The 17,181-nt window shown below is 68.7% G+C and carries 2 protein-coding genes; both read left to right on the plus strand.

Features of this window, described 5'->3' with window-relative positions; all coding sequences use genetic code 11:
- Positions 1-206 precede the first annotated feature (206 nt).
- The gene (locus AC1RM6_RS09585; protein ID WP_493100478.1) at positions 207-8,441 is read left to right on the plus strand and encodes a SpvB/TcaC N-terminal domain-containing protein; all 8,235 of its coding nucleotides are present in this window, start codon (positions 207-209) and stop codon (positions 8,439-8,441) included.
- A 3,803-nt stretch (positions 8,442-12,244) separates the two neighbouring features.
- Positions 12,245-17,170 carry a Tc toxin subunit A-related protein gene (locus AC1RM6_RS09590; protein WP_493100617.1) on the plus strand — a complete coding sequence of 1,642 codons (4,926 nt, stop codon included), beginning with the start codon at positions 12,245-12,247 and terminating at the stop codon, positions 17,168-17,170.
- Positions 17,171-17,181 lie beyond the last annotated feature (11 nt).

Consider the following 17,181-nt stretch of genomic DNA (forward strand, 5'->3'; position numbering starts at 1 on the left):
TGTGCCCGCCGATCGCCAGAGCACGGCGGTGTCGGCCCTCTCTCGAAGAACGGGGCTCGGAGCCGGGCATGACTTTGTCCGCGATGCGAAGCCGAATGGTCGCGACTGGGTGTGCCAATAATGGATTCGTCCCTGTTGACCATGAACTTAAGTAAAACTAACCTCGACTCAACGGTGCGGTTCGCAAGTAAGCGGGAGTACTTGCCATGAACGGTCCGCCCGGCATTTCTCCCGCCTCGCTCAGCATTGCGCATGAACTGTCCGCAGATCCTTTCAGCGGCCAGCTCAATCTCAGCATCCCGATCGAGACGGCGACGGGCCGGGCCGGATCGGCACCGCATCTTTCGTTGGTGTTTCGCTCGAATGCTTCCAACGGCCTGTTCGGTCGGGGTTGGGCACTCGCGGGGCTGGGGTGCGTATCGCTCAACATGAGCCGGCGGTTGCCGCTCTACGATCTACATGACGAATTCGCGCTCGACGGCGTCGGCGACCTGATCCCCTATGCCGATGCGGATCATCCGGTCGGCGCCTGGGTCGAACGCGATGGGTGGCGAGTACGACGGTTCCGGGCGCGGCTCGAAGCCGGCTATGCCCGAATCGAGCAGTTTGCTGACCCGCAAACGGGCCGCACCCACTGGCGCGTACGCGATGCGCAGGGCGGACTGACGATCTACGGCCTGCCAGAAAGCGGCCTTTCACGCATCGCCGACCCTGCCGACACGGCACGGGTGATGAGCTGGCTGCCGGACCTGCGGATCGACGCCCGCGGCAACGCGATCCGCTACGACTATCTCGCAGAGACCCTCGACGGGGTCGACCGGACGTCGCCGCAGGAAGCGGGCCGCGTGCGGGCGGGGCTGCCGATGGCGCAGCGTTACCTCAAGCGGGTGCGCTGGGGAAATGCCGTGCCGGTCACCGCGGCCGAGCTCGATCCGCCGGGGCAAAGCTGGAGCTTCGAACTGGTCGTCGACTATGGCGATCATGACCCTGTCGCTCCGTGGCCAGCGGCCGACCGGCCCTGGCCCGCGCGGTCCGACCCCTTCTCGTCCTATGCGGCCGGCTTCGAAGTCCGCAGCTGGCGGCTGTGCCGGCGTTTGCTGATGTTTCACCGCTTCGCGGCACTCGGCCCGGAACCGGTGCTCGTCCAGGCGCATGTGCTCGACCATGACCCGGCGCCGGAGGGTACCATTCTCAGGGCGCTGCGGCGGATCGGCTATCGCGACGGACGATCGCGTGAACGTCCGCCCCTGACGTTCGATTATAGCCGCCCGCGACCCGGTGCGGCCTTCGAAGCCGTCGAAACTGCAGCTGATACCGTCCCGCATGGCATCGACGGACCCCGCTATCGTCTCGTTGACCTGTACGGCGAGGGATTGCCGGGCCTTCTGATCGAATCCGCCGACGCCTGGTATTATCGGTCCAACGAAGGTGGCGGTCGATTTGGCGGGCCCCGGCTCGTCGTCGAGCGGCCTTCGCATGCCGTCGCGCAAGTCTCGCTCCAGGATCTCGACGGTGATGGCGGGACGGCGCTGGTCGTGCTGGGCGGTCGATCCGCGGGTTATTATGCCTTCGACGCGCTCCGAGATTGCTGGGCGGATTTCCGTGCCTTTCCGGCAATGCCGCATCTCGACGCGGTGCAGCGTGCCCGGCTGATCGACCTCGATGGCGACGGACGCGCCGAGCTGGTGATCGGAGGACCCGATCTGCTGACAAGCTTCCGCTCGCTCGGACGCGATGGCTTTGCCGCCGGCGCCGACATTCGTCCCGGTGGCGACGGGACGACGGTGCCATGGGCCGACGCCCCGATGCTCGACTTCTTCCTGATCGACATGACCGGTGACGGCCTCGTCGACCAGCTGCTGGTGCGCAATGGCCAGGTCGTCTATTGGCCGGGCCTGGGCCATGGCCGGTTCGGCGAAGCCGTCGTCATGGACGGGGCACCGCGCTTCGCGCCAGATGGACAGTTCGATGCTGCCCGGCTCCGCTTCGCCGACCTGGACGGAAGCGGCACCGCCGACATCCTCTATCTCGGCGACGGCGAGATCGGAATCTGGACCAACGCTTGCGGCAACATGCTGCTGCCCGGCAGTTCGATAGCGGGTCTGCCGATCATCGACCAACATGCCTCCGCCGTCATTCTCGACCTGCTTGGTGACGGGATGTGCCTCGCCTGGTCGACCCATGCCGCCGGCGCCGCCGCACCGCTGCAATATCTGCGCCTGACCGACGGCATCCGTCCCGGCCTCATTGAGGCGGTCGACAACGGCATGGGGATGCGCACCGAGATCGCCTATGGATCGTCAGCCGGCCATTATCTTCGGGACGCCAGGGAAGGCCGGCCGTGGTCGACCCGCCTGTCGCGCCACGTCGTCGTCGTCGAACGCATCCGCCGCTCCGACGCGATCGGCGGCGGCGTCTCCGAGTTGCGCTACTTGTACCATGACGGCTGTTACGACCGCACCGAACGGCGGATGCGCGGCTTCGGCTTCGTCGAAAGCTTCGACAGCGAGCGGCTCGGTCCGGACGACGACATCGCGCTGGCCGCGCCCGGCTGCACCCGCATCTGGTACCATCTCGGCAGCGAAGGCATCGCGGCGCGCGAGCATATGTGGCGCGGCGACGATCATGCGCTGGGCTGCCCCGCCCAGGCGTTCGAGACCGGTGACGCGCTGACGCCCGCCGAGGCCGCCGACGGGCTCGACGCGTGCAGCGGGCGCGTCGTCCGAAGCGAGGTTTTTGCGGTCGGTGCCGCGGATAAACTGGCACCGGTGCCGTTGTCGGTCGAACAGTCGGGACTGCTGATCCGCCGCTTGCAGCCCGCCCTGCCCGGCGCCCGCGCCGCGTTCGCGGTTTTCATGCGCGAAAGCCTGTCGGCGATCTATGAAGGCGATGCGCAGGATCCGCGGGCCGCACACCATATGGCGCTTGTTCTCGACGGCTATGGTGTTCCCTCGATCAGCTGCGACATCGCCTATCCCCGACGCGAGGATGTGCCGGCGATCGATCCGCTTCAGCGACGGCTCACGATCGCCGTCATGCGGCGGACGCTGGTCCATATCGACAGTCCCGACCGCCTCGAACTGGCGATCGAGACGGAAAGCGAGACGTTCGACCTTGCCGGCGTCGTGGCGCCTTCGTCCGGGGTCTTCGTACCAGGCGTCATGCTTGCGCTGGTCGATGCGGCCCTCGCGACACCGACAGCTTTCGACGCAGTCGTGCCGGCCGCAGGCGTCGCGCAGCGGCTCGGGCTTACCCGCAACTACTATTGCGCGGCCGATGGCAGCGCATTGTCCCTCGGGCAGGTGGGCGCGCCGACGCTGATCCATCATGGCGAGCGGGCCGCATTCACGCCGGCGCTGCTCGACCGACTGTTCGGCAAGTTGCTCGATCCGTCGAGGCTGGGTGAGACCGGATATCACTTCGCCGACGGCCATTGGTGGCAGGTCGGCGAGACGATGATCCACGACGGTCCCGAGCATTTCCACCGATTGTCCGGGGTGCGGCGGATGGACGGGGGGACAAGCCTGTTAAGATATGACGAGGGATCCTTCGTCGTCGTCGAGAGCGAGGACGCGCTGGGCAATGTGAGTCGGGCCGAAACCGACTATCGGCTAATGGCGCCGTCGCGCACGACCGATCCGAACGGAACGGTCGCCGAAACGCTTTATGATCCGCTCGGGATCGCGGTCGCGCAATCGAACCATGGCAGCGTGCTCGATGATGCCGGTATCGTCCGGCCATATGGTTTCGCGCCGCTGGACGCCTTCGCGCCGCCCGCCGACACCAGTCCCGACGCCGCGCTGGCAGCGCCGCAGGCCTATGTGCAGCAGGCGGCTACAGTCCTGCTCTACGACGTCGATCGCTGGCGGATTCGCGGCGAGCCGCCATTGATCGCGACGCTGGCGCGCGAGACGCTGTGCGACGATGGCGAGGGCGGCAAGCCTTCGTCGGGCGTGCCCGCCATCGCCGTCGTCCATCTCGACGGCTTCGGTCGCCCGCTGCAGGAGAAGATGCTGGTCGGCGCGGGGCCGGCGATCGCGCGCGACGGCGACGGCAAGCTGGTGACCGACGCGTCCGGCGAACCGGAACTGGCCGAGACCGGGGTGCGATGGCGCGTGTCCGGCCATATCGTCTTCAATGCCAAGCAGCAGATGGTGCGCCGCCATCAGCCCTTCTTCTCGGATCGTTGGCGCTACGAGTCCGAGCCCGAACTCGCCGCGCTCGGCACCGCCTGGCACCTTGGCTATGATGCCGCCGGGCGCCATATCCGTACCGACGCGCCCGACGGCAGCGTGCAGGCGAGCCGGTTCGGCGCCTGGAGCCATTCGGCCTATGACGCCAATGACAGCGTCGAGGGATCCGCCTATCAATTGCTCCGCTCGGCACTGCCCCCTGGCGACCCCGCCCGTCGTGGAGTCGACAGCGCGGCGCCCCATGCCGGCACGCCGCTGGTCTCGCACTGCGATCCCGCGGGGCGCACGATCCTCACCGAGGAAGCTGATGGCGAAGGCCATGTCCGGACGATCCGGACGCGTCATGCGGTGGACGGCGGCGTCGCGGCGGTCACCGACCCGCGCGGGATCGTAACCCGCCGTTCTGCGCGGGACATGCTCGGCCGCGAGCTCGGGAGCGAACATTGCGACGCGGGCGAATTGCGCCAGTTTCTCGACGCCCTCGACCGCCCTGTCGATTGCTGGGACGCGCGGGCCGTCCATGTCCGCCAGGCCTTCGACCGGCTCGACCGTCCGGTCCATGTCGACATGACCGAGCCCGGCGCCACCGCCCGGCGGGTACGGTCGATCGACTATGGCGATGCGCTGCCGGATGCCGCCGCGCGCAACCTGGTCGGCCAGGCGGTCGCGGCGCGCGACGAATCCGGCGTGATCCGGCTGCGACGGTGCAATCCTGCCGGCCAGCCGCTCGAGGCCACGCGCGAAGTCCTGGGCGACATCACCGCCTCGGTCGACTGGGCCGCGCCGACCGCGCCGACCGCGCCGTCGCTGCTGTTCGGCTTTGAGACTCGGACCCGCTATGATGGCGCCGGCCGAATCCTGTCGCACCGCCTGGCGGACGGAACCACCGTGAGCACAAGCTATGGCACGGGTGGAACGCTCGACGAGATCCGGGCCAGCAGCGAAGACGGAAAGGTCGCGGACCTGCTCGTGGTCGCGGGGGCGCGGTTCGATGCCCGCGGCGAGCGCGAACAGCTCCGGCTCGGCAATGGCGTGACCGTGACCCGCGAGATCGATCCGCAGACCGGGCGCGTGCGGTCCATCCGCAGCGAGCGGGGCGGCGATGCACCTGCGCTCCTACAGGATCTCGCGTTCGACTATGATCCGGTCGGCAACGTCATCTTCAGCGTCGACCGGGTGCACCAGCCGGGCGCCGCCTCGCCGCTCATCGCCGGCGCCACGACTCCGGCCGAGCGGCACTTCCGCTACGATGGCTTCTACCGTCTGCGCGAGGCAAGCGGACGGCTGCACAAGGCGCTGCTGCCCGGCGACTATCGCACCGATGTCGCAGCGCCCGGGACCATCAAGGGTACGCGGCGTCTTTCGCTCAACGATGGCGGCCAGCTCGAACGCTATGTCGAGCGTTACGACTATGACCTGTCGGGCAACATGACCCGGCTACGCCGCGTCGGGACCAGCGCGGCATGGACGAACGACTTCTGGGTATCGGATCACTCGAACCGGTCGCTGCCGGCGATCGATGCCGACGGGGCGGCCGTCGCCGATCCGCAGGCGGCGTTCGATGGCGGCGGCAACATGATCCGCTTCTCGCATCTGCGGTCAGTTCGCTGGGACTGGCGAGGCGCCGTGCGTCGCGCCGTGGTCATCGATCGCAGCGACACCGGACAGCCGGACGATGCCGAATATTATCTCTATGATGCGTCTGGGACCAGGGTGCGTAAGCGCTCGGAACGGCTGTCGGGTTCGGGCGTCGTCGAGGCGACCGATACCCTCTATCTGGATGGCTGCGAGATTCGCTCGGTCCTGCGCGGCAGCACGCCCGTACTGGAGCGCCGCACCGCCCTGGTGTCGGCGCCGGGCGAGCGGATCGCCACGATCGATCGCTGGACGCTCGACAGCACGGGGCGGGAGACCGACGATCCCGGTGCCGCGCGCATCCGCTACAGCCTGCCTGACCATCTGGGATCGGCCCAGCTGTTGCTCGACGGCGCGGGACGGGTGATCTCCTATGACGAATATCTGCCTTATGGCGGCACCGCGTTCATCGCCGCCGACGACCTGCGCGAGGTCGACCGCGCGGTCTATCGCTTCGCCGGCAAGGAACGCGACGACGTCACCGGCCTCTCCCATTTCGGCCATCGCTATTATGCCAGCTGGCTGTGCCGCTGGATCAGCGCGGATCCCGCCGGCGACGCCGACGGATGGAATCGCTATCTCTACGTCCACGACAATCCGATCACCTATCATGATCCCGACGGCCTGCAGACCAGCGGCCGGCGCGGCGAGGAGACCGCCACCTTCGGCGCAATCCCGCAGGCCGTGCGGGATGCGTTCGCCAGTCCGGCGAACCGCGACCGGATCGCCAGCCTGCGCGCGCGCCACGACCTCCATTGGTATTATGACCGCGGCGCCGGCAAGGTCCATATCGGTACGCTCGCCGAGGTCCTGCCGCTGCGCGAAGCGGCGCTGAACGGGGGGATCAACCTCCAGGCCTGGGCGGGAAGCGAGCGACCGGCGCCGGGCGCGCGGCCGGTCAAGGGCGGTACGGGGCCCGGTCGGGCACGGCCGTCCGACGCGCGTCGGCATCCGCCGACGGGGCCGCCGCCGGCGAGGTCCGCGCCGAAGACCGGTGACCCCGCCCAGGGCCAGGATGGTCGCGACGGCGGTGCGAAGGCGGCGGGCGGCGGCTCCGCCGACGCCAAGGGCACCGGAACCGGGGGCGACCCCGGCGCCGGCGATGTCCATCCCGGCGACGGTGGCGCCAAAGAGCAGGCGCCCGGCGCCGGTCTGACCGGAGCGGCAGGGGTGATCCCACCCGCGAGCGACACACCGCAGGGCGCGGGTGGCGACGGCGGGACCGGCCCGGGCCAAGGCGCGACCGGGCATGGCAGCGGTGGCGGCGGCACCGCCGATGCCGGCGGTGGAAGCGGTGCCGGCAGCGGTGCCGGCGACGGCGCGGGCGCGGGTGGCACCGGATCCGGCGGCGTGGGATCGGCGGGCCCCGGCGGCGCCGGAGCGGGTTCCGGCGACGGTGGCTCGCGTCCGGCGGGCTCGGGGGCGATGAATGGGTCCGGATCCGTTCCGGGCGGCGGCGGCGCCGCACCAGGCGGACCGCCCCCGGGTGGTGGACCCGCGGCCGGCGGCCCCACGGGCGCAGCCGGTTCGGCCCCTGCTGGCGCGGGCGGCGCGGGCGCGGGCGGCGAAGCATCGCGCGCCGCCCCACCCGGTGTTCCGGCCCCTGGCGCCGATGGCGCGGCCAACCCGGAAGCCGGCAAGGCCGGGGCGGCGGGCCATGGCGACGAAGCCGCCAAGCGCGCCAAGCCGGAGTCGGGGGCGCGTGGCAAGATGACCGCGCTCGACCAGGCGGTGAAGATCGCCGGCTACACCCAGTTCGAGCGCAGCAAGGATCCCGCCGGCGTCTCGGGCGGAATGCCGGGCGGCTTCGGCGATCATCGCGGCAGTCTGGGCCAGATCCTCTATCTGGTGATGGTCGCGGCGGAACTCGCGCTGACCTATGCGAGCCTCGGTGGGTCGGCGGGGATCAAGTCGATCCTGGCCGCCACCCGCAAATTCCTCGCACATGCGGTGAAGACCGTCGTCTCGCTCAAGACGATCGGCGGGCGGACCGCGGCCACCGCCTGGGCGATGGGCCGGCTGACGCCGGGCGGGATCATGATGCGCCGTGGCGGCGGTGAGCTCGCGACGCCGACGAGCCGTTGGGCGAAATATTGGAATGTCTGGACCGAAGAGGCCGGCGGGGTCACCCGCCCGGTCGCCGGCGGGTCCCATAATCGCTGGTGGCCGTCGCGCGCCACGACCTATGCGATCAAGCCCGGCAATTCGGTTCTCGATCGCATCGATGCCTTCTTCCACGAGCATGTGCACCGCTTCGTGTACAAGTTCCTGGGTTTCATGACTGCGCTGGCGGACTATCGCACCAAGGGCAATCTGCCGATCTTCTCGATCGCCTTATGGGCCGAAGAAACCGGTGCCTATGCCACGGGCCGGATTTTCTCGGGGCGCTTCCTCCATGTGCTGGTCGCGCCACTCGACGCCTTTTCCTCGGTTCTCGCGGCCTATCCCAACAATCCGGTGCTCGGCTACCAGGCCGTGCGCTGGGCCTCACCCGGGCTGCTTCTCTACGGCTACGGCCTTTACCGCGGCGCCCGCTCGGCCCTGTCATGGGTCGCGGACCATATCCACCTGCCCGACCCGCCGACATGGGACCAGCCGGTCCCCCCGACCTGAGGACGCTCATGGACGAACAGCTGCTGCGTGCGATCATCGACAATGGCGCCCTGCGCCCGAGCGAGTTCGAGGCCCGCGACGCGGATGCGGCCGCCGCCTTGCGCCGCGCGTCCGCCCAGGCACGCGCAGCCCGCGTCGCCGGCCTCCTGGCCGGGGCCCCGGCGCACGTCCGCGAAGCGCTCGCGCGTCTCGATCTCGACGCGCTGCCGCCCGGGGATCCGACCATCGCGTTGCGCCGCATGATGGCGGATAGCGGGCTGCCCTTGCCCGACCAGCAGACCGCGATCGAACTGATCGCACCGGTGCTGCGCGCTTCGGCCGCGGACGATTCCCGGCCGGTCGCGCTCGATCCCGCGGTCCTCTCGGCGATAGGCCGGCGGACGACCGCCGCGCTGGCAGCCGCGGCGGGCCTGCCGGACGAAGCGGTGCGCGCGTTCGCGGAAACGCGCGCGGATGACATCGACGATGCTATGCTCGGGCGCATGGTCGCGTCCGGTGCGATCGGAGAGGCTGCGGGCCAAAGGATGGGACTGGCCGTCGGGCTGTTCCATCTCGCCGATGGCGACGACCGCGCGGCGGCCGTGCTCGCGGCGGCCCGGTTCGACACGGTCGGTGGAACGATCGGCTCGGTCCGCGACCTGCTGAAGGTGCCGGAGGCGCAGATCGCGCGCGTGCTTGGACCGGGGGGCGACATTCTGGCGGGGGTCATCGTCGTCCGGCTGCGCCGCCGTTTTCCGGCCGAGGCGATGCAGCGTCTCGCCATGCCGATGTCGCCCGATGCGCTGGCGGCGATGCTTCGGACGGTTTTGCCACTATCACACAGGGACAAGGGCCTGCCGACAGGCGACATCTCTACGCCCGATGCCGCGACGCACGACGCGGACTCGACCGCGGCGATCGCGGCGGCGAAGGCGCTGGTGAACAGCTTTCCCGGCTTCGCGTTCGAACCCCTGTTTTCACCGGACGCCGATCCCGAGCGCGTCGCGCGCGCGATCATGGCGCGGCTCGCCCCGCTGGACGCGGTGGTGGCCCGCGATCCCGATCTGCACACTTTGCGCGCGGACCTTGCCGCTGCCGACGCTTCCGACATGATCGAGATCGACGCGTCGCTTGCCCCCGAGGACCGCGTCGCCCTGCTCACGACCCTCAAGGCCCGGCAGCGCATGTTCGCGCTGGCCGGCGATGCCGGCGTCGCCGCTACGCTGATCGCACAAGGCTATCACTCGGCGATCACGGTGGCTGCGGAAGGGAGCGAGACCTTCACGCTGCGCAGCGGGATCGCCCCCGACCTCGCCAAAACCGCGTTCGCGTCGGCGCAGGACATGCTCGCGACGGTCGTCGCGACGGCGGGATCGCTGATCGACCTGACGGTCCCGGGCGGCGCGATCGGCCTGGGCGGACTGTTCGAGGATGTATCGGACGGGCTTCGCGCCATTTCGGGTTATGCCGAGCTCTTCGGAGAATCCGGCGCCTGCGACTGCGCCCATTGCCGATCGATCCTGGGGCCGGCCGCCTATTTCGTCGACCTGATGAGCTTCGTGGACAAGATGGTCACGAGCAAGGATTTTGCCGGAAGCCGGGCCGCGCACGCGTTGAACCTCAAGGTTCGACGACCCGATCTGTGGACCGTCCCGCTGAGCTGCGCGAGCGCCGAAACGCTCGTCCCGACGCTGGAGATCGTCAACGCGATCCTCGAAAACGCGACGGCGTTGCGAAGCCACCCCGGACTGGACATTGGCAACCGGGCCGCGGTGCTCGCCGAAGTCTACGGCAAGGCACTTGTCCAGGATACGGCTTCGTTCAAGGCGCCGTTCCTCCTGTCGCTGGCGCAGGTCGATGCCTATCTCGGCCTGTTCGGGGTGCGGCGCGCTGATCTGCTGGCCTGGACCGGCTTGACCGGACCTGGCCCGGTGGCCGCCACGCTCGGGCTGTTGCTCGCCGAGCATGGAATCGTGGCGACACCCAATCTTTCGCTATCCTATCTCGGCCGTCTTTACGGGCTCGATTTCGGCGCGGCCCAGGGCGACAAGCTTGCCCCGATCGAAACCGGGCCGCTGCTGGCGTCGATCGGCCTCGACCATGACGAACTGCTCGCGCTCGCGCGCAGCCGGCTCGTTTCCGCGAACGTGCCGCAGCCGATCGTCATCATGGCGGCCAAGAGCAGCAAGGAAAGCATCCAGAACGACATCGAACGCGCAACCGGACTCAGCGCGGCCGCGCTCGACCTCATGCACCGGTTCACCCGCCTCCGACGCGCGCTCGGCTGGTCGACCGCGGCGCTCGACGTGGCATTGTCGGAGCGCGCGCTTCCTCAGCCGCCCCGTCTCGACTCGGATGCCCTGGCGGACGTCGCGGTGGTGGCGCAGATCGCGCGCCGCTTCGGCCTGACGATCGACGAGGCCGTGGCCCTATGGGGCGCAATTCCGGTCGATCCGAACGCCGCAGGCGAGCCATCGCTGTTCGACCGCCGTTTCAACAGCCGTCCCTATGCGCTGACCGAAGGGTTGCTGCCCCAACCGGGCTTCATATTCGTCCACCCCGCCTTTCGCATGCCGGACGCGCCGCCGCCCGCGAACAACATGCTGCAGCGGCTGATGCTCGGCACGCAGTTGACCGAAGACGGCCTGGCCGGCCTGATCGCCGCGCTTGCGCCGGCGCTCGGCGCGGACCTTGGCGCGGCCGACGAGCAGAAGCGCGGCTTCGCCCTCGACGCCGCCAATCTCGCGCTGCTCTATCGTCATGCACGGCTCATGGCCTTGCTGGGGCGATCCGCCGACGATTTGCTGCTGCTGGCGCGCCTCGCCCAATTGCCCGAGGGCGGCGTCGCATCGCTGGCCGCACTCTCCGCGCTGCTGGCGACCCATGACTGGGTACAGACCAGCGGTCTGATGCTCGACGCCATCGAGATCGCCACGGGGATCTCGCCGCCGACGGTTGCGGGCGCGACGCCAGCCGCGGTCGCCGCCGGAATCGTCGACACCATAGCGGGCGCTGGCACGCTCGAATTCGCGCCAACGCTGTTCGCGTTCGTGCCCGGCGTCACCGAGGCGATGTCGATCGCGCTAGTCGCGGCCAATGCGGCGCTGTTCGAGGCGCGACCGCTCGACCGGTTCCGGCTCCGCCCCGGAACGCCGCCCATGCCGTCGCTGGAGATTCCCGCAGGCCTCGCTGTCGCGCCCGCGCAATTGCAGGGCGTCATCGCGCCCTATCACGTCGCGCGGCTCGTGCCTCCCTTGCTGGCAGCAAAGCTTGGCATCGACGAGCGCAAGGTCGCGGCGCTGCTCACGCTTGCGGGCATCGATCTTGCCGACCCGTCCATCGTCGATGCCGTGCAGGGGGCGGCGCCGGACCCGCTGTCCGCCGTCGTGGCGGTGATGGCACGGCTCGCCGTCGCGTATCGCGACGAGGCGATCACCGCCGATCGCCTCGCCTTCGTCGCGGCGCACCCCGCCTTGTTCGCACTCGGTGATCCGCGCCTGCCGGGGCCGGCCACGATACGTCTCGTCTCCATCTATGCCGGACTCGTCCGGCGCGCGGAGGCGGTTCATCCCGGTGCCGCGGCGGCGATCGATGCGGCGCTGACGGCATATGATGGCGCCAGTCGGTTCGGTGTGCTGCCCGATGAACAGCTCGGCCTGGCGATGGGCCAGGCCGCAGCATCGGCGGCGCTTCTCGACCGGCTCGTCGCGGACGAGCCGGTCGCGATCGTCGCGCTCGACCGGCTGGAGCGCCTCGGGCGAAGCCTGGCGACGATCGGTCTGGGCGCCGAGACCTTCGCCCTCCTGACCAGCGACGACGCCGCCATGCTCGGCCAGGGGGCGGAAGCGCTGGTGGCGACCCTGCGCCGGCGATATCCAGACGACGCGGCGTTCGACGCCCAGCTCGGTCCGTGCGAGGACCGGCTCCGCGGTCTGCGGCGCGATGCGCTCGCGGATCATGTCATCCGCCAAAGTGGCGGCCGCTTCACCACGCTCGACGATCTCTACGCCTATTATCTCATCGATCCGCAGATGGAGGGCTGCGCCCGAACCTCGCTGCTGGTGTCGGCGACGGCCTCGCTGCAGACCTATGTCACCCGGGTCCTGCTGAACCTCGAACAGGATCGCCGGGACGGCGACGATCTCGACCATGTCCAGGTCTCGCCGTCGCGGATCCCCGTCGCCGAATGGTCGTGGCGTGGCAGCTACCGGGTCTGGGAAGCGAATCGCAAGGTGTTCCTGTGGCCCGAAAACTATCTCGAGCCCGAACTGCGCGACGACAAGACGCCCTTGTTCGCGACGCTCGAGGACAAGCTGCTGCAACGCGATCTCGACCCGCAAAATGTCCTCGACGCCTATGGCGACTATCTCAGCGGTTTCGAGGAAGTGGCGGGGCTCAGGATCGCCGGGGTCTATCACGAGCTCGGAACCGATATCGACGTTGTCCATCTTTTCGGCTGCACGACCGCCGATCCGCCCCACTATCATTATTGGACGATCCAGAATTTCGCGGGCGGCGCTGAGGACCCCGCGCGGCTCAGGACCTTTTCCGCGCGACGCCCGATCGATGTCGCGATTCCGGTCCGCGTTGTCTCGCCGGTCGTCCATCAGAGCCGCCTCCACCTCTTCTGGGTGGAGTCGGCCACCCAGCCGACCAGCCAGCTCGAAAATGGCGCATCGACCTTCACGGGCTATAAGCACCGCATCACCACCAAGTTCACCACGCTGCGGCTCGACGGGTCGTGGACGGCGCCGCAGACGCTTGCCATGCTCGGCGGCGCCTTCGTCCTCCCGGGCCTCGTCGCGATCGACCGGCTGACCGATTTCAGCACGGTCGATCAGGCGCCGATGCTGGCGGCCGTCAAGGAAACGCACGCGGCGCCGCGCGACGACTATATGCTGACGGGCCCGGCCTGGAACCGGGTGTTCCCGCTCTCGCTCGGCGCCACGCTGGTGATGGCCTCGCCCGGGCTCCAGACGCTGAACGAGGTCGACCTGTTCGCGCGGACCCAGATCGCCCTCTCGCCCGACCTCAAGTCCGCCCTCGCCTTCACCCGGACCAACCCACAGGCGCTGCTGCATGTGGCGGCCGACGGTGGGGGGCGGTCGCTCTATCTGCCCCAGGTGCCGGGCAACCTCTCCGATGTGGTGGCGGGCGATTTCGCCTTGCAGGCGGTCGTTGCCGACGAAACCACATTCGCCGATTTCGTGACGGGCGACGGCGCCGCACCGCAGGCCGTCTCCTACTTCGCGACCCTCGCCGGCCTCGACCCAAATCAGCGCGGCGAGCCGGTCGGGCGGCTCAACGGCGCCGCGATCGCGGCGGGGCCGGTGAATGCGGGTTGGGAGGCCGGCGGCCTCATTCTCCAGAACGACCGCGACAGCGCCTTCGTGATGCCGGTGGCCTCCGGCATCACATCGTGCCGGCTCGGGACGACCCTGTCGCGGACGCTGGCGAGCACGCTGTTCGCCGGGGGCGTCGACGCGCTGCTCGATACCGCCACCCAGATCGCATTGCGCGAGGACCGGCCGCTGCTGCGCACCGCGGCCGAGGTGAAGGCAGGCACAGGCCTTCAGTCGACCCCAGTCGATTTCACCGGTGCGCTTGGGGTCTATTTCAACGAGATATTCTTCCAGATTCCCTTCCTGATCGCCGACCATCTGAGCAGCCGGCAGAAATTCGCCGCCGCCCAGGATTGGTATCATTATATCTTCGACCCCACCGCGCCGCCCGCTCCCGAAGCCGCCCCACCGGCCGACGCCGCAGCCGCGCGACAGGCGGAACGCGACCGGGTATGGCGCTTCGCGCGGTTTCGCGGGCTCTCACCCGAGAGTCTCCGGGACATCCTGACCGACGATCAGGCGATCGAGGCCTACCGCCTCGATCCCTTCAACCCGCACGCGATCGCCCGGCTCCGCCTGTCGGCCTATCAGAAGGCGATCGTCACGAAATATGTGACCAATCTTGTCGACTGGGGTGACAGCCTGTTCCAGCAGTTCACCACCGAGACCGTCAACGAAGCCACTTTGCTCTATGTGATGGCGGAACAGATCCTCGGGCCGCGTCCCGCACAGGTCGGCCCGTGCGGCGGCGAGGAGACGAAGGCACCGACCTTCGCATCGCTGTCGGCGGGGAGTGACAAGGGCTCGGAATTTCTGATCGAACTCGAGAGCCGATACTGGGCGGCCCGGCCGCCCCGGGGGAAGGTTGGGTCGGCTCAGGCGAACCGCTTCGTCGAGTATCGCCGCAGCGGCATCTCGGCGCAACGATCGACGATGCGGAAAGGAACGCATCTCTTCGACACGCCGACGGTGATCGATCCTACGACCGGGCGAACGGCGGCGGCGGTTGCCGCGACAGCCGGCAACCGCCGCGACGATGGCGTGCCGGCGGCCGTAGCAACACTGCTCGACAGCATGCAGCGCAGGGACAGGCCCCTCACCGGCGCGCTCGACTGGCGGCGCACGCGGGGCGCCGGATGGCAGACGGGCAAAGGCTCGATGAAGCCGGGCCGCGCCAATGGCTCGCCACTCGCGAGCGGTGCGTCCGCGGCCGGCACGCTTGGCCTGGGCGTGGTAGTGCAGATCGGCGCGGCTTTCTGCGTTCCGCCGAACCCGGACCTTGCAGCATTGCGCGCGCTGATCGAAGACCGGCTCTACAAGATCCGCCACTGTCTCGACATCGCGGGCCAGCGCCGCGACCTCGCCTTGTTCGCGCCGGTGATCGATCCGCGCCTGCTCGTGCGTGCGCGCGCCGAAGGCCTTTCGATCGAGGAGGTGCTCGGCGCCGGCAATGGCGACCTTCCGCCCTACCGCTTCCTGTTCCTGGTCGAAAAGGCACGCCAATATACGGCCGCCGTCCAGTCCTTCGGTGCCCAGATGCTCTCGGCGATCGAGAAGCGCGACGTCGAGGAACTCAGCAATCTGAGGAACACCCAGGCCGCCAATATTCTCGCGCTTGGCCGGCGTGTCCGCGAATGGGAGTTGGAGGCGGCCGAGGAGCACATCGCCCAGTGCGAGGCGCAAAAGGCCGCGATCAGCTATCGCCGCGATTATTATGCCGGGCTCGTCGATGCCGACCTCGACGCCTGGGAACGAACCCAGCAGCTGATGCGGCATCTCTCCGCGATTTCGGGGGCGACCGCGGCGGGGCTGCTCGGCGTGGCCAGTATCGCCCATGTCGTGCCGCAGGCCGGCTCGCCTTTCGCGATGACCTATGGTGGCAAGCAGGCCGGCGACACGCTCCACCGCGCCGGTCAGGCAGGCGGCGAAGCGGCGCGCGGATTCGAGACGCTCGGTGCGTCCGCCGGTCTCGAAGCGGGATTCCAGCGCCGTCGCGAAGGCTGGGAACATCAGTCCGGCCTGGCCGATCAGGAGCTCAAACAGGTGGAGCGTCAGCTCAAGATCGCCCAAATCCGGCGGGACATCGCTGCGAATGCGATCGAACTCCATGCGCGTGCGATCGAGCAGCAGGACGAGGTCATGACGTTCTACGGCGAGAAATTCACCGGCCTGGGTCTCTACAGCTGGCTGTCGTCGACATTGCAGCGGATCCATCGGCAGGGTTTCGATACGGCATCGGCCATGGCGCGGCTGGCCGAACGTGCCTATCGGTTCGAGCGTGGTGACGAGACGAGCCCGCTGCTGGGCGAATCCGGCTGGGATGGCCAGCGGCTGGGCATGCTGGCAGCCGACCAGCTGTCGGCCGCGCTCGCGGAGATGGAACGCCGCTTTCTCGAGACCAATTACCGTAGCCTGGAAGTCGACCAATCCTTTTCGCTGATGCAGCTCGACCCGGCGCAATTGCTGGCACTGCGGCAAACGGGCGAGTGCGAGATCTCGGTGCCCGAGTTTGCCTTCGATCTCTTCTACCCAGGACAATATCGCCGTCGCATCAAGGCCGTCAGGCTGACCATTCCCTGCGTGACAGGCCCTTACACGAACATCGCCGCGTCGTTGACGCTGCGTCAGTCGTTCGTGCGCGCCGAAGCGAAACCTGGCCCTGCGCATCTCGCCGATCTGCCGCTGCGCCATAATATCAATATTGCGACCTCGACCGCCCAAAGCGATGCCGGCGTCTTCGATTTCAGCTTTCGGGACGAACGCTACGCGCCGTTCGAGGGGGCCGGCGCGATCAGCCGCTGGACGCTCACGCTCCCCAAGAGCTTTCGCTCGTTCGACTATCAGACGATCACCGACGTCATTCTCGGGATCAGCTATACGGCGCTGGTCGACGACCTGTTTCGCGCGACGGTCGAGGCGGACAATGCGGCGCTAGAGGGCAGCATCGCCCAAGCGCTTGCGCAGAAGCCGATCCCGCGGATGCTGAGCCTGCGGCAGGAGCAGTCCTCGCTCTTCCACCGGCTGCTTGCCAGCCCGGCTGCGACCGAGGTGCTGTTCGACATCGACGAGCGGATCCTGCCGATCTGGCTGCGCGGGACCAAGCTCGGCGTGAGCCGCGCCTTGCTGCTGATCCTCCCGGGCGAACCGGCGCTCGCCGCCGGCACGATCATCAGCCTCGATGGCACGGCGCTGTCAGGTTTCAAGCCGGACGTTCAATTCCCGGGCTATGCCGTCGCCGATGCCACGATGGCGCTGGCCGGGGGATTCGCGGGCCGTCATCGGATTGCGTTGGTCGACGCGGGGGACCTTGCGACGCCCGATCCGGTTCCCGGCGATATCGCCGCAGCTAACGTCAAGCGGCTGGCCGATGTGGTGCTCTATGTCGAACTCCAGAGCCAGAGCGGATGATCTGAGCTTTT

It is taken from the genome of Rhizorhabdus sp. GW822-FHT03C02 (assembly GCF_058801765.1).